Source organism: Niallia taxi (assembly GCF_004005475.1).
Taxonomy (GTDB): Bacteria; Bacillota; Bacilli; order Bacillales; family Cytobacillaceae; genus Niallia; species Niallia taxi.
In genome coordinates, this window is the sequence record NZ_RZTZ01000001.1 from 810,818 (window position 1) to 834,845 (window position 24,028).

The following is a 24,028-nucleotide window of genomic DNA, read 5'->3' on the forward strand; positions in this document are numbered from 1 at the left end:
CACTCTTTTCTATATAATATTATCGTCGATTATTGATTGCTTCAGCAGAATATTCATGGATAAAGCTTGTTAATCTTTTCAGAACAGCAGGATCTACCTCTGGGAATACGCCATGGCCAAGATTGAAAATGAATCCGTCCTGTTTGATGCCCTGGTCCAATATTTCCTTCGCTCTAGCCTCAATTACATTCCATGGTGCCAAAAGTATCGCAGGATCAAGATTGCCTTGTACTGCTTTTGTAATCCCTTTTTCTCTTGCTTCCTTAATGGATAGTCTCCAATCGAGACCAACTACATCTAACGGCAGATCATTCCATTCAAGAGCAAGATGGCTTGCTCCGACCCCATGCATAATAAGCGGTGTGTTTTCTTTCTTCAATTCTGTAAAAATCTTATTCATTACAGGCTTAATGAAGTGTCGGTAATCGTCCACATTCAATGCACCGACCCATGAATCAAAAATTTGAATGGCGCTTGCACCTGCATTTATTTGGGATTTCGCATATGTAATAACCATGCTTCCCAGCTTGTCCATCAATAAAGACCAAGCCTCAGGCTGTGAATACATAAATGCTTTTGTTTTATGATAGTTTTTTGAAGGGCCTCCTTCTATCATATAGCTGGCAAGTGTAAATGGCGCCCCTGAAAATCCAATTAATGGCACATCCAGCTGCTCTTCGGTTAATAACTTAATCGTATCAAGTACATAGGCAATATCTTGTTCAGGATTTAACACACCAAGCTTCGAAACATCTTCCAATGTTTTAATTGGATTATCAATGACAGGACCTATACCTGACTTAATTTCAACATCAACCCCAATTGCAGGAAGTGGTGTCATTATATCCTTGTATAGTACTGCTGCATCGACATTGTATTGATCTACAGGCAGCTTTGTTACGTATGCACAAAGTTCTGGTTGATGGGTAATTTCAAAAAGAGAGTACTTTTCTTTTATCGCTCTGTATTCTGGTTGAGAACGTCCAGCTTGACGCATATACCAGACAGGAACAAAATCAGTTTTTTCTCCTTTTGCCGCCTTAATAAATGTATCTTTCATTTCCTTACTCATTCTTAATATGTCCACCTTTCTATTGCTTATGTTTCCATTGTAATATATAAATCATAAATTCAAAAACAAATTAACTATAATCATTATTAAATTATAATATTTATAAATAAAAAAGCAATAAAAAAGAATGCCCTTATAACAGACACTCCGTATTTCCTTTTTAAATAACAGTTCATTGCGTGTATAAACTAAATATATAACTTTTTCACTATCGTTGTATACAAAACCTACTGATTTGTCACAAAATAGACTAATTTACCTCTTTTTTTATTCCCATTTTCTAACTATAACAAACAAGAAAGAAAATCGCTGTGCATATATCCTTATCAGTTAGCCATTATAAAAAAGTATTGCATCAATACAATTCTAACGGCATAAAGGGGATCTATTAAATGAGAATTGCAGCACATGAAGCAAATGCACTAAATGAATTGACATTAAGCTGTGTCAATAGCATCACCAACATGGGATATATGATTCAGCATGTCCAAGACCCAGAGTTCAAATCCATTCTTCAAAGACACTTCCCTCTGCACATAAGGGATTATAATATGAAGGTTGAATTTTTGAACAAAAGAGAAGGTGCAACAACTGAGCTTCCATTACTCAAAGAAGAAGCAAAGCTCAATCAATTCACAGAAATGGTCGCACCTCAAGCACCTCCTGTTCAACCAAGAACAGCTGTTGAAAATATGAATGACAGGGAAATGGCTACTGCCTACTTACTGACATTAAAGCGTGCCGGCAGGGAATACGCCTGGAATGCGATGGAGATGGCTAATCCAGAAATCCGCTCTTTTTGCCAAACTGCATTTATGATGAGCTGTTCTCATGCATATGACATGTGGCAATATATGGTTAAAAAAGGCTATTATGTATTAGAGCCAGCAGATGAAATGGCTGTTCAAAAAATGGGGTCTATGTATTTGCTTGTACCAGAAGCAAATCCGCAAATGCAAGCACATATGATGAATCAAAATCCTATTGCAGGACAGAGTAACCAGCTTTATCAGTAATTTTTAAAAAGGCTGCTTGCAAAAAGGCAAGCAGTCACTTCTTTTTATTTCCTTATAACTTGCATCTATAGTATCCTTAAAAATGAAACCGCATAACACTTTACGTTTTTTAGGAGGTTGCTATGAATATCTACTTAGCAAGCGGGACATTTGATTTTTTAGTTAAGAAATATGCTAAACAAATTGATCAGCAATCCTTGATTGCCATGCAAGTTTACGGAGACGAAAACGCCGTGCTGTTACATGAAACTTCAGGTCCTTCCATTTTTGCTGCTCCAAGAAAATATGAAACTGTTTTTGACAAAGGTGATTTCAGCGACAAAAAATATGCTGTTATGAATCATATTCCCGTCACAGATGAACACAAGCCTTTGTTCGAACAAAATATCAAGCGTTCATTAGAACAAATAGACTCACAAATAAGCACATATCGTTTTATCCGTCCATTAAAAGGAGATACTTATATCATCCTGTCAGTATGGGCTGAAAGAAAAGACTTTATTATTTGGAAACAAAAAAACAGTACATTAGATTCTCCTATAACAGGAGATCCAACCAATGGCGGAATATTTCAGCATGCTATGTTTAATGGTAAAGCATATTTGCTTGAGCTTACTATTTCTTCGTAAGGAGCAGCTTGCTCCTTTTTTTATTTTAACGGGATTTTTTAATAAACAATGAAAGCCCAGCAATCGCTGCTTCAAGGGGATAAAACGACAAAAAGCTGTTTTATTTCCAAGGAAATGACACCAAGATTAACAAAAATCCGTAATATATTGACAATGGGTTCAAGGATACCACTTAGGATTTCCCAATATGACTTTATATTTAATATTCACCAAAGGACTATTCTAAAGAAACTTCCATTATTTAATGAACTTTATTTTCCAGCTAAAGTTTAAGTCCCCTTCTTTCTAATTCCATTTCCTTCCTATAAAAAAGATTATGGCACAATTATCACCCAATCCTATCCTTCTTCATAATCTGTAATAAATCCGGTCTTAGACATTTGCCTAAGCTTTATGTCGGATTAGAAGGGAGACTTCCGCAATGGGTATAGAGCTAACAGCACTTCATTGGATATACGTTTTGTTCATCCTCTTTATTATAGGCTTTATGATTATGAGAAGAGACACTACCATCGTATGTATTGTCGGGATTTTTTTGTTGGCCCTTACAGCCACAGGATCATTGAGCGGTTCTATCAGCACCATATTCAATAGTTTTATTTATGCAATAACAGAATTGCTGCCAACAATTGTAGTCATCTCCATCATTGTTGCTATGAGTAAAATCCTAACAAAAACCGGGATTAATGATGTCATGATATCCCCTTTTGCAAAATGGATTAGGTCTCCAAGTTTAGCATATTGGATCATTGGTTTATTAATGATGATCATTTCCTTTTTCTTCTGGCCATCACCAGCAGTTGCATTGATTGGTGCGGTCCTTTTGCCAGTTGCTGTCAGGGTGGGCCTTCCTGCTATTGCAGTGGCAATAGCCATCAAAAGAAACTAATCTACAGACGGAATTGAGACTGTATATTTTTGTATTTAATGTTAGCCAATTTCATTTAATGTTTTAACTTGAAATCTAAACCACTTTCCTTTTCTTATTCTTTATTGTAATGAAAAAAACTTAAACATTTCTATTGCTTCTACACAACTCAGGATTGTTATATCAGCACCAACCTCCTCGAAAAAGACATAACCATCCTTTTCGACTTTAACTATCATGCTATCTTTACCATGACTGTAATATTGCGTAACCATTAATCCTAAGGAAGGATTTACCTTACCTTGGATTGTAATGTTACGTTTTTCTTTTTTAACTTTTGAAAACACAATGATTTTTCCAGACTTTTTCATTTTACGTCCTCCTCTTGTTGAGTTATTAAACAGCATTTCCTATCTGTTTTAATACATTTAAGATTAGTGGAGAAATTTGAATTAATACATAACCTAATCCAGCATTTTGAATTGTGGACCAAGCCTTTTCACTATTCCCTAACATGAAGAAGAAACAGCCACCCACAATTATTACTGATGCAATCGGAAACGATAGCGCAACAAGAACATCGACTAATGGATCTAAGGCATGAGCTAATGCGGATATAGTCTGTTCCCCCATCCATTCTTTTGCACTGGCTGGTACTGCCTCCACATTACTCGCTGCAAAAGCTGGTTTCGCCATAACTAAAGGAATTGCAATGGAGGTTCCTATCCTTCTAACAACCTTACCTACATTTACTTTATCCTTTACTTCCTTTTTCTCCTTTTTATAACTACCTGACACGAAATCGTTAAATGCTATTGTTTGCATTCTAATCACTCCTCATTTAATGTCTTCAATCGTGTAAACAACGCAAGGTATATCCTTACACAGTTCTTTTAATTGCTTCTTTCTTAACTCTGTTGTAGTCAACCATATAAGTTTAGGGAAATATCCAAAATGCTTTTCTAAGTGGCCTGCTTTATATAAAGCAGCATAATTTTTTATTTTCACTCTGTTCTCCTTCATCTTTTGAAGAGAGTCCACTTCTAAGAAATGATACTTCCCACCAACCTTAAACCAAGTATCTGTATAAATAGTGGTGATGCCATCGCTCACTTTAACTTCGTTAGCCCATTCCGTGGGAAACTTAGCAAAGATATAGAAATCATTTCGCATGATTGTGTGATTAACAAAAGGGTTTTTCCGTCTAACCTTATTAGAATTTATATAGGCTCTACCTTCTGCATTTAAGTAATAAATCGTGGAGTATTCTTCTCTGAAGCTTTCTAAGTATGGAGACAACTCTTTTAGTATTCGGTTCGTATTCCTTACCTTTCCTAGTTTGTGGATGGTCTGTAGTTGATCCCGATTAAGAAAGTCCAGTTTTTTCAATGATAATAGGATTTGCTCTTGTCTCTTGTTCAATTGCTTCAACTGGCTTCACCTCTCTTATGTGTGGTTCTATGGTGGATTCAATAACATCTGTTTCTGTTAATGGAGTTTGAACAATAATTTTGTTATCAGCAGTTTGATATATGGCACGACCTTTTATTTGTGGCAGCTGCTCCGCACCGGGACCATCCAGGACAACATTTGAAGCTGTGGAAGACTGGACTCGGAAACACAACTTGGCATCACTGTTTTGCTTACATTGCCGTGGAATGACATCCCCTGTTGGGTATTGGGTTGCAAGTATTAAACGGAATCCTAAGCCTGCTCCTAACCTGGATATTTGGCTCATGTATTTTTGACATTCTTCTTTAATAGTCTTTTCACTTTTGTGAACGGGGACACCATTCTCTTTTATGTCTTTCTTATCAACTGCCTCTGCAGGGTTTAGCTCCCCGACTTCATCAATAATAATAAAATGCCTTTCTGGAATTCCAGCTTCCTGTACATTCTTCTTTCCAACTGCTCTTACACGTTGCTGCATTCTTCTCATTTCTTTATAAGCATTAGATAAGACTTTAAGTGCTTGCTCAGGTTCATAGGCAATGTTCACTGTTTGCTCAATGTTTTCATAATCACATAGCTCGACTCCGCCTTTTAAATCCACAAGGTGAAGTTTCACTTGCTTTGGTCGCTGCTTAATTAAAGAAACAATAATTCCATTTATTAAATTGGATTTCCCATACCTTGTTGCACCACCTAATACAAAGTGCGGAATTTTTTCAAAGTCATGTAGAACTCTTTCGTTTTTCTCTCTTGTTACACCGATTGGAACAGCCCACTTCTTACCTTCATACATGCTCACCAAAGTTGGCATGGGCTCTTCATAAACTCTAATCACTAACATGCCATCATAAGACAATTCTATTTCCTTCTTTTCAGTTAACTTTTTTTGATACAAGTTTCTTATATTGGTAGTGATTTGTTTATCTAATTTAAGTTCTTTCAAGTCGCCTAATTGTATTTTCACCTTTCGTGTGTTTAAGCCTGCTTCAATTACCTGCTGTTTATTAAGGTAGTCTTCAAAGCTCCGTCCTAAAGGAATGCGATATTTATACTCCGTTCCCCAAGAATAATTTCTTTTCTTCATCTGCTGAGCAGTTAATGTCTGAGTGCCGTCTTTTACATTTAATCCAGACAGTGCAAATATTTTATTTAATTTCTTTGAATCATTCCCTACTCCACTTTTTGAAAAGTGAGCCTGAAGCGCAAGGCTTCCCATTAATAAAGTTGTGATTGCTTCAAAAATCATAATATCCTCCTTCCACACGCCACCTCTTTATAGATTCTTAAGAATCTATCCCATCGATCTAGCATTTTAAATATAGGGGTTTAACCGTTGATGTATAGGCATCTGGCATATGCCCGGACCAGCTACTAGGGTGGCATTTCATCTGGTATAGTAAATGGTATGGAATTAGGTATAACTTTATGACAGTAATTATGAATTTTAAGTTCGCTTTTTTTGTCATTAAAGAACATAAAGGATAAAACAAGCATAGAATAGAATTACTATATCGGGTGATTATATGTTAATCTGTCATTTGGAAAGTAAAATTAAAGAAAGTGGTCTTAGGAAGAGTTTTATCGCTGATCACATAAATGTGACGGTAAGGCAGTTAAGAAAATATGAAACTATGGACAGTATAGCTCCAATAGATAAAGCCTTTATGTTGGCGGATATTTTAAACTGTAATTTTGAAGATATTTATGAATGGAAAAAGGTTAATAAGGAGGCATAATAATTGAATAGAGCTACAGAATACACATTATCGATGGTTGCAGCTATACTTTTAACTATTGCGTGGGTTATAGGAGCTATCATTGCTTTTGTTTTAGGTTTTGAACCAGTAACAGATAATACCTCCATGTTCTTTTTTTATTATTTATTTACATACTCACTACTTTCTTTACCACTGGTTATCTTAATATGGGTATCAACATTTAAAATTAAAAAGAACAGCCAAAAGTGGGGAATATTCACGCTTGTAATGGGAGTACTTTATACGTTTTCTGTATACGTTGTTCCAGGTGTACTTTTATTAATCTCAGGTATATTGATGGTAACGAAAAATAATCGTGATAAAACAACATTCCAATCATAACAAAAAGCCCTTCTCAAACGAGTTGGGCTTTTAAACTTTCTGAACATATAAAATATCCATAAATTTAACTTTAATTGTTTCAGTAAAATTTTCTATATGTATTAATTTCGTATTACCATCCATCTTAACTACTTTACCTCTTACTGGATCTTCTCTCTTCCACACAGTTAGTCTTAGTTCATTCTTTTCCTCAAATGCTTCCGTTAAGGTATTGGCGATTTCCTCTAATTCAAATTCATCTCTTGTTGGTCTTGCGGGTTTTTTAACCTTCTTAGGTTTTGTTAATGTCATCATTATGCACTTCTCCTTACTTTACGTGCTGGTCCAATTGATAAAACGCTGGTTAACTTAAAAGTGCGCTGCTGTTTACGAGTAAAGCAATATGCACTAAAGGACTCTTCATTCACTTTAATAACCTGAATCCTACGTTGACTGAATTCCCCTTTATTGTTTTGATAAATCATTTCTAAAACTTCATTACTTTCTACAGCTCTTTTAAGTAATCCATTCATCAATAAGACCTCCCTTTTGAAATACATTATATACGAACAATTGTTCTAAATCAATATTGATTACGAACAATTGTTCTGGTATGTTTTAAATATATAAAAGGAGATGGATGTTGTGATTAGGGACCGCGGGAATATTAAATGGACAGCAATAATGCTTCCAGAACATGTTGCAGCAGTAAAACAGGAAGTTCTAGATTTGGAGAAAGTAAAGCAGCCTATCTTAGATGAGGATAGGTTAACTGAAATTGAAATGCTAATACATGAAGCAATGGAGTATAACGCGCAGCTGGAGTTTAAACTATTCAAGAAAGGATACATCGAGTCCATTATCGGCCATACGCACTTTATTGATTACATAAAGAAAGAATTCAGGATTAAAGATAAGGATGAACTAATTCATAAGATTCCATTTCAAAAAATTGTAGATGTGCAGAAGGTGTAAGGCTATGAGTAAAATATTAGATGAGGACCTAAGGTTAGTTGAGCAATCCATATATTTACCCTTGGTACTTTCAGTATTGGAATACGACCGTAAGGTTACTGAAATAACGCCGTTTAAAATTAAGTTAGTATATGTGGATTTAATCGAGCACACAATGTTGAAGGTTCAAAAGGACTTGAAGAAAATCAATGATGAAATGAGAAAACTAAAGATGAAGGTTATTCGAGGAGAGAATGATGGGACTTTCACTGTATATGATATTTACTACAAGGGATATCATGAGGCACATCGTTTTTTTAATGCACATCTAAAGAATAACACACAGAAATTATTATCTTATTACTTACGTAAGGATTTTTGAATATTCTCTTCACTTTAAAAAATATATTTCTCAGCCATTAAATATAAGGTATATCCGCCGATATCAATGGAAGATAATACATAAATATATTATTTTTTATACTCAAAAGGGGATGGATGAATTGGCATTACCAAGCAACTTATCGGAATTAGACAGAATAAAAGCAGAATGTAAATCAATGGTTACAAAAAGAGCATCTGCTTCAGGTCTAGCAGCAGCTGTTCCAGTACCTGGAGTAGATATAACTGCGGATATTGGAATTATGCTTGAATTACTTCCAGCTATAAATAGAAAATTCGGCTTATCGCATGACCAAATTGATCAATTAGATGCTGAAACTAAAAAAGTATTATTAGTTTTAATTACATCAGCGGGTAGTGAATTAGTTGGAAGAGTGATAACAAAACAAGTAATCGGTAAATTACTAAAAAAGATAGGAAGCAAAATTGCTGTCAAACAAGTAGCAAAATACGTCCCATTTATAGGTACTGCTGTTTCTGCAGGCATTAGCTTTGGGGCAATGAAATATTTAGGTAATTCACATATTGATGATTGTTATAATGTTGCCAAAAGATACATAGAAAAATCCCAATAATGCGTCATAAAACTAACCATCTGAAAAATGAAGGTTAATTTCATTAATAAAAGGAGATTATGTTATGTTTTTTTGTCCCCACTGTGGAACTAAATTAATCTCAAACCCAAAATTTTGTCAAGAGTGTGGGACTAACTTAAGGTTAATGCAACCTACAGATATAAATCAATTACATAAAAAAGAGTGGTTTGTTAATGCAATAGAGTCGTTAAGTTCTCCAACCAAAGCTTTCTTACTTGCAAAGTTGGTAATATTAAAGCTGGATGACGATAATTTAGCTATCAAAAATGAAATTGAAAATGAATTATTCTTACTAAGGTCATCAAATGGGGATGAGAGATTTAACGCTCATTTAGTGTTTATTTGTAAAATAAAAGGATGGACACTTCTCTCTAACGGAACGGTATCTGGATTTGAGCATATTAATAATAAAGTTAAAAATTTAAAGTCATCAAAAAATGAATTGATTGAAAAAGCAGAGTTTCTTGTTGATATTAGCACAACTAGAGGAATTATAAAAAAAGTACTTAAATCCTTGAAAGATCCTGAATAAAAAACCTTACTCTAAAGTAAGGTCAACCACCCATTGGTGGATCATACGATAAGTCCCGGGCAAATCCGCCCGGGTCTATTTTTTATTTAACGATATAAAATTATATCTGTTATTCCTTGGGTACTAATTGTGCAATCAAAACAAATATTTTTATTGTACTTCCAATTAAACCAACAGTTCCAAAGACGGAGTATGTAAAAATAAACACTTCAAAACTCAACAAATAAAGCTCCACACTTTTACTGACAAACAATGGTACAAAATTCAGTGATATTGCAATTATTGTTGATATTGCCCAAAGCAATGTTACTAACCAAAAAGGAAATAATAATTTCTGCAGTGTTTTTCCTCTTAGTAATAAGTTTAGAATATCACCTACAGCAAGTCCAACTATAATTGCTAAACCAGCGAGAATAATCCCCATTAATGTAGCTGAAATTGAAGCAATAGTATCACTTATATACGGAAAAATATCAGCATAGGATTGTGCATCCATTTTTGAAAAGTAATAATACGAAATTACTGCTAAACATATTGATATATAAAAAATTGGGTACTTCCATGTAAGTGTACCTACTTTAGTTACACGAAGCATTTTCCAAAATGAAATATCGTCCATTCGATCACCCCGCCTAATCACATTATTCCTCCTGACTATAATAACTGCTTAATCATTTCAAGAGCAAAATCTTTTAATTTAGGTATTAATTCCTTGTCCTCACTTGTGTTCAATTTTCTCATATGGACGGAATCCTGTGAATAAAAACGTGTTCTAATTTTTTTATTCCCCTTCTTTTTATCACTTCTAGGAGCAAAGTTATGTCCATATGCTTTTACCTCACCATATGCATTAGAAACCATTTCAATTCCTTCTTCGATAAACTCTCCATCTTTATTTAACCCTTTATCATTTTCAAAAGTAGTTTTCATTCTAGTTGCATTCTCGTCTTTAATTATATCTGTTAAACCCTTGAAAGTTTTCTTTTCAATCATATTTGGAGGGATGATATCAAACTCAATCTTAGTCAATACATCTATTGAACGTATTTCCCTTAAAATTTCATTTTTCATGGGTATAAGGTTGACAATAATTTCACCGATTTTTATATTATTCCTATATATTAAATCTTGAAAAACAGGTATAAACTCTGAACGATTTATTTCTCCTTCTTCAAAGATCAATACTTCATTTTTAATTTGATAAAGGAATCTTGCCTTATTCGCAACAGGTTTTGGTATTTTATAATTTACAATCTTGTCCCCATCTACAACATCAACATTTTCATATCGAGATTTTGTCAAACGTCCATATATAAACTCGTACCCATCTGAACTAAATGTTACTACATCGGTAAATTTCCAAGTCCATGTGTTCTTTTGTAATTCTTTATTTATATATATTGCATCTGGTATAGATTTAATTAGTTCTTCCTTATTATCACTAAAAATATTTTGATTAATATTTACTTTCGCCGCTATGAATTTAGCTCTTTTTTCTCTAGGCATTTTTATTTCTCCTTAATATTTTACTATTATGTATAATATTACATTTTTTCAAGGAGACAATAAATAACTTTTTTAAACAAATAAAAATAAGCCCCACTCCAAAGAGTAAGGCAAAAACAAAAAAACGAACATGAATGATGGATAATAATGCTATCCGTTATATAAATTACTCCGAACTGTAACTTTTTATGCAAAGAACTTCAAATAAAAAAACCCTACCCAAAGGAGTAAGGCAAGTACAATTTATTAATAGATGAATGGAGATTTTAAATATATTATGTATATTTAAAATTTTTGGTACTTGGACTAGCGCCGTGCTTTATTCCCTTTAAGTTGAATAAATTATTAATGTGATGTGGAAGTCACAAACCCTCGGTCATGATACGGAGCATCCGTACTATACAAACCTCCTTATTAGTAGGGTGTACCATAAAGGTGCATCCTTTTCGTTTCAACTAAAAAGAACTCCGCTGGCATCTGCAGAGTCCAAATTTGATTCCTCATTAATTAAGGCATAACTAATTCAGAATAAAATAGTCCTTTTATTATATGCAGATTTTTTTAATTTGGAACAAAAATGACTCCACTATTGTGGAGCCACGAGGTGTTTCAAGAGTTATACCAATACCCAGTTGTATACTATTCAAATAAAAGAAATTGGTGAATATAATGAAATAGAAAAAGTCCTACTCCGAAAAGTAACGCAGTCAGCTTTTGTTTTGATTACCAGACATTCTTTTTTAGTAAAAATATTCTCTCAACATAAAATCCCACATATTGGATATCATAAGTATTACTAAAAAAAAGAAGGTTCTAATATGATTGGATTAATATCTTCCATCCTTATATTTAACTATGCTGCCATTAAATTAAATAAAAGACTGAGTAAAAACGAAGCCTTTCACATATATGTGTTTACTATAGCCTTTCAAGCTTTATTTGATACCTTTGTTGATATTAAGTACACTGGTTATTGGTATTTTACTAAAGCAGTTGATTGGGTTTCATTATTATATATGATATTTTTAGTTTCACCTGTCAATGTAATATTTATTAATTATTTCCCTGTCCATAAATCATTTTCTAAAAAAGTACTTAACTTAATTTTATGGAATTTCTTATGCTTTCTTTATGAATTAATATCCTTACTTCCCGAACCCTGGGGTTACTTTCATTATGGATGGTGGGAATGGTATTATTCTTTACTTTTAAATCCAGTACTTCTCCTCATCTTGATTACATATTATCATTTCTTTGTTAAACTTGATTTTAAAAAATCAACTTAAGCTTTTCACACTATTGTCGATAATAAATGTGTAAGTTGCGTTCAAGATTTATTTTCTTAGTAGCACCTTATCCCTGCTGCTATTGAATAATATCTTCTTTCTTTTCCAGCCTTAAAAGTCCGCGTCCAACGGTAGCTTTTAGGCTCTTTTTTGTTTCTAAATAAAAAAAAGCCCTACTCCGAAGAGTAAGGCTTTTAGTGCGAAGGAGCAATCTTCTTGATTAGATTACTCAAGTTATATTTATTTATTCAAAGAATTTAGCAAAAGTTGCAGGACCAACAACTCCATCTGCAACAAGACCATTTGCCTTCTGGAAAGCCTTCACTGCTGCTACAGTATCATTGCCGAATACTCCATCAATCCCTTGAGGATTAAAGCCATTATAGTAAAGCATTCCTTGAATAAGCCTTGTCCACTTGCTCCAAGTAGTTCCCTTTTTAACTGTTGGAGCAGCTGCCTTAGATTTCTTACCGAATACTCCATCGATTGTTACGTTAGAAAAGTACTGGAACACTCGAATAGCAGCTGTCTTTGTTTTAGGCCCTTTGTATCCATCCACAACAAGCTTAGTGAAGCTTGCTTTCTTTGTGTAACCATTTAGGAAGGTTTGCAGTTTTTTAATGTTCGCATCGCCATCAGTCTCAACTTTCACTACATCCTTTACAGCTGCAACTTCTTCCTTAATTGATTCAGTTACGGCTAAAGAAATAGTGGCACCCTTTGTTTTAAATGTGTCTGTACCATAACCTTTATAATGGAACTCCAAATGAGGCTTATCAATAAACCCTGACCAATCTCCACCCCATTTAAATCCAAGTTCCTTTGCTTTAGCGATAGCCCTTTTGATATCTGACTTACCGTATCCATCCCACAAAGTTTCTTTGCCATCCACAGGTACAAAATCCAATGCTTGGCCAACTATATGATAGGATTTTAGAGTTTGGGATTTGCCGCTTGCTAAGTATCCTTTTTGCGTTGTCAAAGTACGAATTGTTTCATGGATAAGAACGTCAATTTCATTAGCGATTAACCATGCGTACCAAGTGATTGCAGCCATCTTTGTATTGTCACCGAGTTGAGCCAAATTTTTAAGATTTCTCTCATGATAAGTTGGTATAAATGTCATTTAATCCATCTCCCTTAATATTTTTCGTTTAATAAAACGTCTTGCTCTGTTGGATCTACCTTGCTGAAAAACCATTTGATTTTCTTTAACACTGCAGTCACCTCCAAATAAAAAAGGCACCTGTGGAAGGCGCCTCATTTTGTATTTGTTAAATTGTTTGCTTTTAGAACTTCTTTTTGTCGTTTACCTTTAGCTGTCACATAGTTGTTTTTGAACCATGCAATAGCAGCAGTAGCAATGGTAAATCCATTTGTAAGGAAAATTGTCCAGTCTTCACTTGTACCTGGTATTTCATAAAGACCAAAACTCACTAAGAATTGGTTTATTAAAGCTACAAACAACACGATTGTTCTAATAATTGTTCCTTTATCCATTGGATTTCCTCCTACTTACCAGCAAAATGACTGATAATTATTTGAATGATTGTTATTAAAGCTGTACTACTACCCACGATAGCAATGACCAATTTCCAGAAGTTTTGCTTGTCCAACACTTTTAGTTCGTGTTTTCTTTCTTGGACCTTATCATTAATACCAACAAGCTTATCCATCATTTGACGATTATCTTCTCTTAGTTGTTTGTTCTCATCTGAAGAACGGATCATACCAGTTAACACTTGCTCTTTGACCTGTCCTAGCTGTTCATTAATCTTTAATCTGAATTCACTCGTATCTTTTTCCAATTGGGTTATCCTTACCTCGTGATTATCAACTCTTTCCTCCACTGTTAGTACCTCCTGTGTCGGCATTTTCCCATCCCCCTTTTTTCTCTCTATACAACTGAACTCACCTCCTTAAATGCAAAGAAAAAGAGCCCTCATAAGGGGCTCGCCAATCCTACACTTCAAGTGAAGCCATATACTTGATATAACCGTAAATCACATCGGCCATTTTTTTGTAACCAACTGTTGCTGTATGAACCATGTCCTTACATTGTTTTGTTGTAATATCTGTATTTCTCGCTGATAACGGAACAACATCGAACGGATAATCATTTTCTGGGTCCACATTGAAATAGACTGGTACCAAGAAAATGTTTTCGTTCTTTTTGTTATCAAACGTGTTAATTAAGAGTTTTGTTGCTCTTAACGCATAATCGGTATGCTGTTTGGAAGTACCTAACATACCTAATGCGCGTATAGGAGGCAACCATAACAATATCTTAACGTTAGGATTAAACGCCTTAATGCTGGCAATCATCGCATTGTAAGAATTGATGATATCCGTGTCGCTGTTATGATGATCGCGGCCAATATCGTTCGTCCCCAGGTTAATGAATACATAATCAACATTTGTATATCCTTGTTGGACCATATACCACGGGAAATCAAACGTTTGCGTATCTGGATTAAAGAATGCATTCGTAACCGGCGTTCCATATTCTCCGTTTGGCAAATTAACATATTCCCAGGCTCTCCAACCGGCTCGCCCTTCGTGTTTTCCTAATCCGCTTCCGCGTGTACCTAGCAAATTAACATGCATGACATCATCGGCAAATAATGCGGCGATTTCAGTCGGATACACGCCGGAATCTGTCAGACTGTCACCGATGAATAAAACGTCTTTTTCCGCTCCCGCTCCCGCTGTTTTATCTACAACCCTAACGGAAATATTTTTCTTTAAGTCCGACGTAATGCGGTCTTTTGTAAATAATTTAATTTCGCTTGTAGTTGTGCCGATTGCCGATTTATTAAACCTTGAAAATTTACCCGTTTCAACGTTCGCATTAGTAATATTCATTACATGCGCTTTGTCTGTATCGAAGTATCTCACGATGTTGTTAAAATGAATGTTAATTTCTTTATCTTGCGCTATGACTAATTCGATAGGCGTTAGAATTTCCACCGTGCTATTAATACCTTGCGCTGCAATCGGTTTAACGTATTCCACTTTATTTAGGTCGACAATCCCTTGTCCTAAAATGTAATTTTCTAAAATGGCATACGTGAATGCGATGCAAATTTTCGCCGGTGCTAATCCGTTCTTAGTCGGAAGTTTATCCAGGTCCAACGTGATAAAACCGTCTCCCGCCACATATGAAATTTGCGGATAAGTGTTTGTTTCGATTTCCCTAGAATAATAATTCGCGAAATATTTTTCGTCTTTATCGGCCAGCAACACCATTTGTGACGCTAATTCCGGTTTATAGGAAATCTTTAATTTCCCGGTTCCCGGGTTATCGATAACAGTGTAAAACAAGTTTTCGTTATCATTTGTCGCGATTTTAAAAGGCGTTGTATCATATCCGACTAATCGTTTACCGTGGACAATTTTATCAGATACCAACAAATTATATTTCCCGCTTAGCTTTTCGAATCCAATTCCCTGTAAACCCGTTGTATTTTCCGCTACTTTTTTCGCATACAGATAACAACTTGCTGTATCCGTTTCTAAAAAGGCAATTTCAATCGTTTCCGCTGTTGGGTATTTGCTTAATAAATAAGCTACGTTTAGAACGGCTGGATTCGTTGTGAATTGCGCGAAATTGTTGTTGCGAACCGTTTTCCCGCTCGTGTCATATAACATTACCCTTTGCGCCGACGTTACCGCTTGCGTAGCTGCTTCATTTCCCATCATTAGGAACGAATCTTTGAAATCCTTCACCTTTAATTTAACAGTGAATAAAGTTTGGCTGTATGCGTATTCCGGAAGTAATGTCGTCGTGTTATATCCTGGTATTCTAGTGTTTAACTTTACGTCATCACTTGAAGGGTCGATGAGTACATTCTTTTCAGATAATACCAGGCTGTTTCTTTTGCTTTCCTCTAACCAAGTAAATTCGTTTAGAGAAAACATGTACTCGCCCACCATGTAAAATTTATCTATGTTGCTTAAAGATACCCCAACTAGAATTTTTTGGACTTTCACATTTTGCTTTATGTGCTGACAATCTAAAATTAGTTCATTTGTTTGTGCATTGAATTTTTGGTCTTGTAGTGGCAAAACGTGAGTGTTCACCCATTGGCCAACAACTTCTGTATAAGTATTTCTATATTTAACCTTTCCGTCACTTCCAAGATACATAATAAATTGGCCAATAAACGGTTCCATTACCTTGATTGTGAGCATGCCTTTGTCTGGTACCAAAAGTTCATAATAGCCCATGTTGACATTATTATTAACTACTGGAGTAAGATCCGTATCGGAAACAGTGCCGCTCAATGCTTTTCCTCTGACAACCTTTGATGGGAAAAACAAATCAAAGGACCTCGCCAATCGATCTGGTTTCACACTAAATTGCTTGAGTTTATCTGAAGTAATAACTTCGTTTTTTATCTTCTCATACGTAACAGCCTCGTCATCGATTAAATCTGTATTAATCCTTGTTTCATCTAACCACTCGTAATCAGATAACTTTACTACCTTATGTGCATTCAAGTAAAAATTAGAGATATCTGATTTTAGATAAGAAAACATGATACTTTCACATGTTGGAAAACTCGCTTTTAAAGCAGCAATGTTAATTGTCATAAATGATGTTCCGTTTTTTGTGTACCACGTTGCAGTTTCATTAATTATTGTACTCAAAGTACGGTTATATACAACTAATCCCATTTCGTCTAGAAATAACATAAACTGACCAGTTAGACTACTTGGCAATTTGACATCTATATTACCACGAACTGGTAACTCAATTGTATAAACAAATTGGGTGGTCGATGTCACTAAAGTGGGTTGTTTTGTAGTTGTATCGTAACCCGGGATATATAACAAATCCTGTATAAGTTTTTGATTAAACATATTGAAATGGGTTGCTATATTTGTTGGGGTGACCGCATCTTTTCCAATCTCAGATGCCTGATAAACACCTCCATCTGCCCAAGCAGAACCATTCCAATAATACCAATGTCCACCTTCTATAACTAAAAATACACCTTGGGTTCCTGTTGGATAAGCCTTTTGAAGAGCCGATAAGGTTGTGTAAGTTCCTTTAGGTGCTCCACTTACAATACTAGCAAACTGTAAATCTACAAAAGCCTGATCAGCTTTCTTATCCTCGATTTCAGCGAATTTATTTCCAATAGAAATATTGTTTTCATTATACTCGGGATATCTTACGGCATTATTTTGTTTAACTAGTGAAATGACTTCTTCTGCTAATATCTGTGCTTGTTCCACGTCTTCCTGAACAGACTCAATGACTTGCATAGTCTCATCTGCCATTGAAAGGATTGATGCCTTTAATCCTTCAAAGTCGTCGATGTAATACTCTGTTAGAACAGGAATGTCCGTGTCTATTAAAGCTTGGTCAATTCTAAAACTAAACCGATGAACAGATATTTTTTGGCCATCTACATAATTAAGATACAACTCTGCTACAACCTGCCCAAAATGCTTCAATTGTTCTTGAGTTAGTTTATATTCAACAATCCCCCTTTGCTTATCTGTCAAGGTGACAGTATCCAAAAACTTGCTACTATCCGCCATCCTCATTGCAATTTTTCCTGTCACTCCATTTAAAGGTAACTCTACACCTTCCTTAAACAAAAAGAAGGTCAGCTTAGCTGAACCTCCATCTTGGGTAGAAAACCTAATTTTCGATGCTGTATATTGGCTTGCTGTAGCAGAAATATTTAATGTCAAATCCGCATTTTTATCCATAAATCCACCTTCCTACATAGGATGAACTAAACAAAGGGCCACTCCATATCCTTTGTTTGCATCATATGGAATTATCATTTCCATTACTTCATAACCTTGGTTTGGATCATCAGCTCTTGTTGCTAGCCCGCCGTTTGCAATAACATGATCTTCCTCTCCTACAGTATCATCTACTCTTATTCGAACTTGTCCTAACAGTCCAACTTTGTTCCATTCAGATCGCTCTTCTCTAGACTTATAGGATAGCTCTTCTTGATAATCAGGATTATCAATTGGCATCATTTGCATTTCTTCTCTAATGTTCCCATCATCATCTTTAATTTTTACCATTCTTTCTTCAAGAAGTACTTCTCCAAAGTCATCTCTCAAGTACCGTCCTTGCCAATGGTAAGTAGATTGTCCTAACATGATTCCGGCAGTTTTAGAAATGACACCTTTCATTCTTTCTCCCTTTTGGGCTGGTCTGATTTTCCCCTTTCCTTTTTCTAAAGTGACAATTGTTCCTGCAGGGATTGCAGTTCCATCCAATGACTCAAAGTACTCTCCAAAATCACTAAAGGATGAAGCTCCTGTTACTGGACCAGCAAACTTACCTTCACCTGTTATGGAATCTAATAACCACTTTATATTCGCTGTTGAAGGTGTCTCGCTATCGCCATACCCACCTACAACAGAGTAATTATTATCATTTTCAACGGCATTACTAGCTAAAATCCCTTTTGAGTTTTCGTCTTTCCCTTTAGTGCGTGAATTGTTAGCACCAATAACGAAATCTCGGTATCCTTCTGTTTTGGAATTTCCCGAGGCTGCTGCAACTATGCTGTTTTCTCCTGCAGCTTCAACACTAGAAGAAGCTAAAGCTACTGACTTTTCTCCAGTAGCTTTACTATCAGAAGTTGTCCCGATTAGTGCAGATGTTTCTTTAGCTGCATAACCACTTGGGCTTGCAATCCTTGTACCGCCTTTTATATTGTTAGGAACAAAATAAACATAGTCATTACCAGCAATAGAAGCAGCAAGTGCATATCCTTCTGCATGAACACCAACAATACTGTCTTGTGAATTGACACTGGATAAACCAATTTGTCCATCTTCCCCAATCATTGTTATGTTTGTAAGATTTACATGATAAATTGTTGAACCAATAGCAATACCAACCTTGGCAGATTTATAAATTTGTATATTACTAATGTTTATATTGTCAGTTTTTTGATCTCCGCCAATTAAGCGAATGTCCGCACTCGCTTTCTTAAATCCTCGAATATTGAAATTATGCATTCCAATGTTTCTAGATTTATATTGAATTGCTATAACTGGGTTATCCCCATAATCGTATGTTGGGTCACCAATAGCTGTAAATCCTGAAATATTAACATTTACATAAGCTGAAATAGCTAAGGCCCTTGGAGTTAAGCCTTCATAAAGTGAATTAAATACAGGTTCAATAGCTGTACAATTTGTTACAACTACATCATAGGCAGTAGTCGAATCTGGATCTTCCGCAGTGTGATGTCCGATATGCCTGAAATCATAACACCTTACATCTCGATAAGAAGTATGGCCGATAAGATGAACATCTTGAGCTGCTGGCCATTCCGTATGTGCCTTTACTTCTACACCTCGGATATTCCCAGTTGTGTAGTTATTGATAACCCAAATATGCTTTGAACCATCATCAATCTCAATACCATTACTGTTAGAAACGCCGTCTTCATGAGCGTCTCCGTCCGGATCACTTAAGTGATTATTGGTAATCCAAATGTATTCACTGTAATGGGTTGTAATACCGTCATCTCCATAACCTGAACCAACACAATTATCTATCCAAACGAAACGACAACCGTCTTTTGTATAATCAGTTTCTGGTAAATGGTCGTATGTTGGAGAAGTAATATCAAAGCTATGCAAGCCTGGGTTTATTCCTTCTACCTCTTTTATCCAAGCGAATTTAACTTTGGCTAAAGCTAAACAGCTTGAATGTTGTCCTCCTGTGGCGCCCACACCGCCCTGTCTTGTTTTATTCCAATCTAATGTCATCCCTTTAATAGAAATGTTTCTGTTCCCATTAACATAATCCTGGTTGGTGATTACCCATTCGCTTGCTGGTGTATCTTCATGCAATATGATAATTGTTAAACCCATTCCATCGCCCACAAGTTCAACCCAGGATGGGATTTTTAAACCTCTAACCACATATATGCCAGCAGGAACAACAACTCTTACTTTTCCAGTACCGAGCGCTTTCCTAAATGCTTCTGTGCTTTCCGTTTGACCAGTTGGGTCAGCGTCAAAATCGGTAACCCGTATTGTTTTATTAATCTTAGAAAGTAATTTGTTATATTCTTTATCTAAACGTACTTTTAATAAGGATTCAGCAACGCCTTCAGCAGTAGTTCGAGCATCAATTAGTTCTGCTAAGCTACCAGTACTCAAAATTAAATTATTGATACGAGTATTTAAATCATCGATTTTCTTAGTTGCTTCTGCATAAGCTTGTTCAATAATATCAAAGTTTTCATTTTGCTTTCTGGCAAATAAAACACCTTGAAATTTACCTATTAGTCTATTTAACTTCAAAGATTTGACCTCCTTTACTGTGTATTTTCATCAACAGGTATCATTGATGGATTTCCATTATCATCTACACTGAACCTGAATTTTGTACCATTAGGTGATGTCAGATACATATAATCCGCTGATAAATCTATGCGTTCTGTTATATCGTCAATCACTTCATCTGGAACAGAACCATATGACTTACTGAGGTCCACCCCATCTGGAGTTATAACATCAGACTCAATCCCATCTTCACCCACAACGCTTATGGATCCATTACCAATATAAACAGAACCACTTTCCTCTTCCGTTTCTTCAAAGGAATCTTCATCACCTGGAACATACTCATTAGATATTGCTGCAGCATCCCACGAAGCTAGATCATGCGCTTCAATTATGGATGTTAGCTTGCTGACGTATTCAGTATCTGTGGCATATCCAGCAGTCTTTATTGCCTGTGCTTGTGCTGTATAATCCGTTAATCCAATTACTGCAGCATACCTGCTGTTATCATGGAAAAACTGGCCATGATCTAAAAGGCTGTCTGCCCAGGAGTCGTATGCTCTAAAATAAGCTGTTACATAATAAACATTTCCATTCGAATCTTGCTCTGCTGTTCTATAAGCCTTCTTCGCACCTGTCCAATTATCGAAAGCCTTTATGCCGAATAGATTGTTGCAATCAATAGTTAGTGTGGACCTACCCCAGTTACTCTCCAATGCCCCCTGAGCAGCAGTAATACTTGGCAATATTCCATGAGTATTCCACGTTTCCATAGCACCGCTTTTAATCTTATTTAAAAAACTAGTCACATAACTCGGACTAGTACTAAGAGCGCTTATAGAGAATGTTTGAGCTGTAGTGGGTGTTGATGTTGTTGTTGTTTTGATTTTTCGTGTTGTTTTAAGCCCTTTATCAGGGTCAAATTCAATATTTCCAGAAACAGCAGCAATAGCCCTCGATGCTTCCTGCAAAGAAGGTAGGTTGCCTGATAATGTGCTATTAACGCCAGATAATTGTTTGCTTAAGTTAGAAACAGATTTTCTTAATTGGTTCTGTATTTTAAGCATGTCTTTATGAGCACTACTAAAAGTTAGCGTTTGTGGTTGCCCTGTGTATGGATGCGGTGATCTAAGACTAACTAATTTCACATCACTGGATATACCTAACGGCTCGTGTATCAGTAACCATACATCTCTTACATCCACAAGTTCTTTGCCAGTGTAAATAATGTTCAATGACATATCAGGATAGTCTTGCAATTGACTCTTAGCAAACTCTAAAAGTTCGTCCTTGTCTTTAATGGTATCGCTCGATACTGCCGGAGCCATTTTTATATCCCATTCTTTATGTGCAGGAGACAAATATGTTACAACAGCTTCATACCTGTCATCCCCCTCATTTTCAAGATAAATATTAGCCACTGGATCATTCACTTCCAAAGTGGCTGTTTCTTGTGTATACCGAGTCTTAGTTTTCCGGACAATTTTGCCTTGTTTATTTTCTTCGTTATAGGAATCTATATGTTTAATTTTCTTCGTATTAGGATTTGTAGAATCCGTACCAGTGAATTTGATATTGCATTTGTGCTTTTTATTTTCTAATCCGCGAATTGTAACAGTTAAAGTACCACTCTTTTGACTATAGGTGGTTCCGCTTTTAGAATTAGCACCATCGACATCAACATGATATTTACCACCGAATTTAGACTTAGCAAAGTAGACATCTACTCCTGTTCCCGTAAACTCGAAAGAAGCTGTACTGTCTTTTGTGGCTGTAACTCCATCTGTCCATTTGGATGAAAAGCTTACCACTGATTGTGAAATGCTTTTATCAGATTTAGTATCTTTGTTTTCTTTTTCTTTACCATACGCTTTGATAAATGTTTTTATAGGAGTAATATCCTCTACAACACTTACTTCTTTTGTGTTGTATTGATAACGGAATGTCTGTTGTACTTCTCGGTACCATTCATCTTCACTGAACAGATATAGCTTCTTATTATCGGCATAAAAAATAGCCCCGAATGTTCCGCAGGCTATGTCATTTATTAAACTTAAAGCATCGTTTGCACTAATGCTTTCAATTGTTTTCTTTTCAAAGGTTCCAATGATCTCATAGGTGAAACCTAGTTCATTTCCACCGATGGCGAGTTTCATTACATCATCCAGGCTGTATTCTGCAGAACTTTCTTTTGAGTTGTACTGGTAGTGGTCCTGCACCGTAAAACTTATATGTGCAGCCGTGATATCTTTCGTTTGTAATGAACCAACTACTTTAGGTGTACATTGTTTGATAATAAATTCCTGACCGTCATAGACAATTACTGCATCTCCAGTTAATAAGTCGAAGGAGAATTTATTATACTTTGATTGAAAAACTGTGAATGTAACCTGTCGGGAAGTATTCTTAACGTAATCATAAGAAAATCCGTTGTAATCAATATCGATTAGGATTTCTTCATAAAGACCCTCCCTATCTCTAACAAGTAAGACTCCACTTTTCACTGTTCGTCACCTCACTTATTTACATAGAGAAAAGGAAAGTCAAAGGATATTTTGCTGTTTCTCAAACCCGTCAGCTCAAACTCGTTATAAATTAAAGGAGCTAAGGTAATGATTCCGTGATTTGTATCCCTTCCACAATGTTCATCGTTTAGGAAAGGATATACTCCAGTTAAAACAAGAACATCCCCTTGCTTCATCGATTTATTGTATTGGAAAACATCATTTGTGCTTTTGTTTACCAGTTTGACTGAAGAACCTACCCCACTAATGGCAATTGATAATTCGTGTCTCAATAAAGGATTGACTGTAATGTCTGAAGCATTATACACATCGAAATTACTTTGGTTTGCAAAAGCATAATTTAAGTCTTCTGCTAAAGGTAAGTTCATACCTATTTGCCACTTTTCTTCCTCAAAAGTAAAGTCATTAAGAGTAGTGGCCCAAGACTCGCCATACCCCTTGAATACCTCAAATTCGATGGAGAAAGTAGCTGCTACAGTATTTACTCGTGTAAAGTCCATAGGTTTTGGATGGACCAGATAACGAATACCAAGCATATCCGAACTGGATATGTAATAAGCTTCCCTTGAATAAAAAAACTGCCAAACGTCACGTATTAATAACTGGTATTCTTCAAGATCAGTACCCTTTAGAAAAAAATTGGCTGTTGCTGTTTTGGGTCCATATGTCGTATATCCGTCCAATTGGCCATCAAGTCCGCTTAGTTGCTGATAGTTAGTCGATGGTTGAGGACTGGATACAACCAACTCTAAAAACCGACATCCTAATACTTCCTCCAATGACTGCCTATTGTTATTGCGATCTATATACAATTGCTTCTTCAATA

Annotated in this window: 25 protein-coding genes and 1 pseudogene; 10 read left to right on the forward strand and 16 right to left on the reverse strand. The window is 35.6% G+C overall.

From position 1 onward, the window contains the following. Nucleotides 1-19: 19 nt before the first annotated feature. A complete protein-coding gene (gene hemE / locus EM808_RS03915; RefSeq protein WP_127736121.1) occupies nt 20-1,072 on the reverse strand; it encodes a uroporphyrinogen decarboxylase in 1,053 nt (350 codons plus the stop codon). Between the two features lie 392 nt (nt 1,073-1,464). On the opposite strand from hemE, the gene EM808_RS03920 reads away from it, so the two are divergent. The 3 genes and pseudogenes from EM808_RS03920 to EM808_RS03930 all read left to right on the forward strand — a co-directional run. Continuing rightward, the gene (locus EM808_RS03920) at nt 1,465-2,088 is read left to right on the forward strand and encodes a spore coat protein (RefSeq protein ID WP_127736124.1); all 624 of its coding nucleotides are present in this window, start codon (nt 1,465-1,467) and stop codon (nt 2,086-2,088) included. Nucleotides 2,089-2,210: 122 nt separating this feature from the next. Next, nucleotides 2,211-2,717, forward strand: coding sequence for an antibiotic biosynthesis monooxygenase family protein (locus EM808_RS03925; RefSeq protein WP_127736127.1), 507 nt, complete (start codon nt 2,211-2,213; stop codon nt 2,715-2,717). 421 nt (nt 2,718-3,138) lie between these two features. Beyond that, a pseudogene (locus EM808_RS03930) lies at nt 3,139-3,594 on the forward strand (hypothetical protein); the annotation flags it as partial. Between the two features lie 113 nt (nt 3,595-3,707). Here the strand turns inward: EM808_RS03930 and EM808_RS03935 are convergent. From EM808_RS03935 to EM808_RS03950, 4 genes are read right to left on the reverse strand one after another with little or no spacing between them, the layout of a single operon-like run. Continuing rightward, the gene (locus EM808_RS03935) at nt 3,708-3,956 is read right to left on the reverse strand and encodes a hypothetical protein (RefSeq protein WP_127736130.1); all 249 of its coding nucleotides are present in this window, start codon (nt 3,954-3,956) and stop codon (nt 3,708-3,710) included. Between the two features lie 25 nt (nt 3,957-3,981). Beyond that, entirely contained in the window at nt 3,982-4,410 is a 429-nt protein-coding gene (locus tag EM808_RS03940) for a hypothetical protein (protein ID WP_205685834.1), read from the reverse strand. Between the two features lie 12 nt (nt 4,411-4,422). Next, nucleotides 4,423-5,016: a replication-relaxation family protein gene (locus tag EM808_RS03945; RefSeq protein ID WP_235856553.1), complete on the reverse strand. Its 594-nt coding sequence runs from the start codon at nt 5,014-5,016 to the stop codon at nt 4,423-4,425. Next, the gene (locus EM808_RS03950) at nt 4,952-6,283 is read right to left on the reverse strand and encodes an FtsK/SpoIIIE domain-containing protein (RefSeq protein ID WP_127736133.1); all 1,332 of its coding nucleotides are present in this window, start codon (nt 6,281-6,283) and stop codon (nt 4,952-4,954) included. Before EM808_RS03950 ends, EM808_RS03945 begins: the two co-directional genes overlap by 65 nt. A gap of 277 nt (nt 6,284-6,560) precedes the next feature. On the opposite strand from EM808_RS03950, the gene EM808_RS03955 reads away from it, so the two are divergent. Together EM808_RS03955 and EM808_RS03960 are read left to right on the forward strand one after the other, a co-directional pair. Then, nucleotides 6,561-6,773: a helix-turn-helix domain-containing protein gene (locus tag EM808_RS03955; protein ID WP_127736136.1), complete on the forward strand. Its 213-nt coding sequence runs from the start codon at nt 6,561-6,563 to the stop codon at nt 6,771-6,773. 3 nt (nt 6,774-6,776) lie between these two features. Next, nucleotides 6,777-7,136, forward strand: a complete 360-nt coding sequence (locus tag EM808_RS03960) for a DUF4064 domain-containing protein (RefSeq protein ID WP_127736139.1) — start codon at nt 6,777-6,779, stop codon at nt 7,134-7,136. Nucleotides 7,137-7,166: 30 nt separating this feature from the next. Here EM808_RS03960 and EM808_RS03965 read toward each other — a convergent pair whose 3' ends face one another. Together EM808_RS03965 and EM808_RS03970 are read right to left on the reverse strand one after the other, a co-directional pair. Continuing rightward, the gene (locus EM808_RS03965; protein WP_235856554.1) at nt 7,167-7,430 is read right to left on the reverse strand and encodes a YolD-like family protein; all 264 of its coding nucleotides are present in this window, start codon (nt 7,428-7,430) and stop codon (nt 7,167-7,169) included. Further along, nucleotides 7,430-7,648, reverse strand: a complete 219-nt coding sequence (locus EM808_RS03970; protein ID WP_127736142.1) for a hypothetical protein — start codon at nt 7,646-7,648, stop codon at nt 7,430-7,432. Before EM808_RS03970 ends, EM808_RS03965 begins: the two co-directional genes overlap by 1 nt. A 103-nt stretch (nt 7,649-7,751) precedes the next feature. On the opposite strand from EM808_RS03970, the gene EM808_RS03975 reads away from it, so the two are divergent. The 4 genes from EM808_RS03975 to EM808_RS03990 all read left to right on the forward strand — a co-directional run bounded on the left by EM808_RS03975 (nt 7,752) and on the right by EM808_RS03990 (nt 9,599). Further along, the gene (locus tag EM808_RS03975) at nt 7,752-8,090 is read left to right on the forward strand and encodes a YolD-like family protein (RefSeq protein ID WP_235856555.1); all 339 of its coding nucleotides are present in this window, start codon (nt 7,752-7,754) and stop codon (nt 8,088-8,090) included. Between the two features lie 4 nt (nt 8,091-8,094). Beyond that, a complete protein-coding gene (locus EM808_RS03980) occupies nt 8,095-8,451 on the forward strand; it encodes a hypothetical protein (protein WP_127736148.1) in 357 nt (118 codons plus the stop codon). Nucleotides 8,452-8,572: 121 nt separating this feature from the next. Next, on the forward strand, nt 8,573-9,046 hold the full coding sequence (locus EM808_RS03985; protein ID WP_235856556.1) for a hypothetical protein: 474 nt from the start codon (nt 8,573-8,575) through the stop codon (nt 9,044-9,046). A gap of 64 nt (nt 9,047-9,110) precedes the next feature. Beyond that, nucleotides 9,111-9,599 (forward strand): zinc-ribbon domain-containing protein, encoded by a 489-nt coding sequence (locus EM808_RS03990; RefSeq protein WP_127736154.1) that lies wholly within the window; start codon nt 9,111-9,113, stop codon nt 9,597-9,599. 109 nt (nt 9,600-9,708) lie between these two features. On the opposite strand, the gene EM808_RS03995 is transcribed toward EM808_RS03990, so the two are convergent. Together EM808_RS03995 and EM808_RS04000 are read right to left on the reverse strand one after the other, a co-directional pair. After that, entirely contained in the window at nt 9,709-10,218 is a 510-nt protein-coding gene (locus EM808_RS03995; protein WP_127736157.1) for a hypothetical protein, read from the reverse strand. 35 nt (nt 10,219-10,253) lie between these two features. Then, nucleotides 10,254-11,105, reverse strand: a complete 852-nt coding sequence (locus EM808_RS04000) for a hypothetical protein (RefSeq protein ID WP_127736160.1) — start codon at nt 11,103-11,105, stop codon at nt 10,254-10,256. Between the two features lie 818 nt (nt 11,106-11,923). Here EM808_RS04000 and EM808_RS04005 point away from each other — a divergent pair. Continuing rightward, nucleotides 11,924-12,391, forward strand: a complete 468-nt coding sequence (locus EM808_RS04005; RefSeq protein WP_127736163.1) for a hypothetical protein — start codon at nt 11,924-11,926, stop codon at nt 12,389-12,391. A 244-nt stretch (nt 12,392-12,635) separates the two neighbouring features. On the opposite strand, the gene EM808_RS29450 is transcribed toward EM808_RS04005, so the two are convergent. The 7 genes from EM808_RS29450 to EM808_RS04040 form a co-directional block, all read right to left on the reverse strand. Then, nucleotides 12,636-13,517 (reverse strand): peptidoglycan-binding protein, encoded by an 882-nt coding sequence (locus EM808_RS29450; RefSeq protein ID WP_127736166.1) that lies wholly within the window; start codon nt 13,515-13,517, stop codon nt 12,636-12,638. A gap of 134 nt (nt 13,518-13,651) precedes the next feature. After that, on the reverse strand, nt 13,652-13,891 hold the full coding sequence (locus EM808_RS04015; protein ID WP_127736169.1) for a phage holin: 240 nt from the start codon (nt 13,889-13,891) through the stop codon (nt 13,652-13,654). Nucleotides 13,892-13,902: 11 nt separating this feature from the next. Further along, a complete protein-coding gene (locus EM808_RS04020) occupies nt 13,903-14,265 on the reverse strand; it encodes a hypothetical protein (RefSeq protein WP_127736171.1) in 363 nt (120 codons plus the stop codon). 88 nt (nt 14,266-14,353) lie between these two features. After that, entirely contained in the window at nt 14,354-18,118 is a 3,765-nt protein-coding gene (locus EM808_RS04025; protein WP_127736174.1) for a BppU family phage baseplate upper protein, read from the reverse strand. Between the two features lie 12 nt (nt 18,119-18,130). Then, the gene (locus EM808_RS04030; protein WP_235856557.1) at nt 18,131-20,695 is read right to left on the reverse strand and encodes a peptidase G2 autoproteolytic cleavage domain-containing protein; all 2,565 of its coding nucleotides are present in this window, start codon (nt 20,693-20,695) and stop codon (nt 18,131-18,133) included. A 14-nt stretch (nt 20,696-20,709) separates the two neighbouring features. Beyond that, nucleotides 20,710-23,181 carry a phage tail protein gene (locus EM808_RS04035; protein ID WP_127736177.1) on the reverse strand — a complete coding sequence of 824 codons (2,472 nt, stop codon included), beginning with the start codon at nt 23,179-23,181 and terminating at the stop codon, nt 20,710-20,712. A gap of 11 nt (nt 23,182-23,192) precedes the next feature. After that, nucleotides 23,193-24,026, reverse strand: a complete 834-nt coding sequence (locus EM808_RS04040) for a phage tail family protein (protein WP_164849566.1) — start codon at nt 24,024-24,026, stop codon at nt 23,193-23,195. Nucleotides 24,027-24,028: the final 2 nt, after the last annotated feature.